The organism is Vibrio sp. 2132-1 (genome assembly GCF_033344315.1).
In genome coordinates this window covers 1-711 of record NZ_JAWPON010000324.1, presented here as the reverse complement: position 1 = coordinate 711, position 711 = coordinate 1, and the positions used below count along the sequence as shown (strand labels likewise).

The window sequence follows — 711 nt, the reverse complement described above, 5'->3', positions numbered from 1 at the left end:
AAGCGCCAAAGGCAGAATAAATAACGCGGCAAAGCTAAACGCCCAGAAGTTGATCTCTAGCGGCGACATATTGCTTTTGCTGACTTTATACAGCGTCAATTGTGAGCCGGAGTTAAACAAACCACCAGCCAAACCAAGCAGTAAGTCGTATCGCAAAGTAAATTCGCCTTCCGTTCCAGCCAACAACACCACACCACTAAACGCCATCACAATACCAAAAACGGTGGACGTACGAATTTTTCCATGCCAGACAAGCTTCTCAATCACAGGCATAAACAACGGGCCTGTAGCAAAAAGGACCACACTTTCGACCAGCGTTAACGTTTGAAGAGACGCAATAAAACACAATTGAGACAGACCAATACAAAGTGCGCGTAGCAAAGTGGGCTTCAGCTCGGTCGATTTCGGCAGTTTGATGCCTTTCGGGATCAGAACTAAGAGCAAGATAAGCGCAGGTAGGAAAAATCGCAGAAAGCTGAACATGGTTACCGAAAGCGCCTCAGACAGCTGCTTTGCTAGCAAGCCCGTAACAGATAAGCTTAATGTAGACATCAACATAAATACGATGGGTTTGTGAACGTGATTCATTAGATACTCCTTAATTCTCGGAGCATTTTATGAAAAGTGACTTTATAGAAATAGCGAGTAATATTAACCACTATTGTAAGTAAAACTTACACATTGAAAACAGGTTCGTTCCATGCGCAAATT

The 711-nt window shown here is 43.3% G+C and carries 1 protein-coding gene; it reads right to left on the bottom strand.

The window, feature by feature from the left end; genetic code table 11:
- Nucleotides 1–588: DMT family transporter (locus R8N47_RS25190; RefSeq protein ID WP_318186104.1), on the bottom strand; the 588-nt coding region annotated here is incomplete at its 3' end.
- Nucleotides 589–711: the final 123 nt, after the last annotated feature.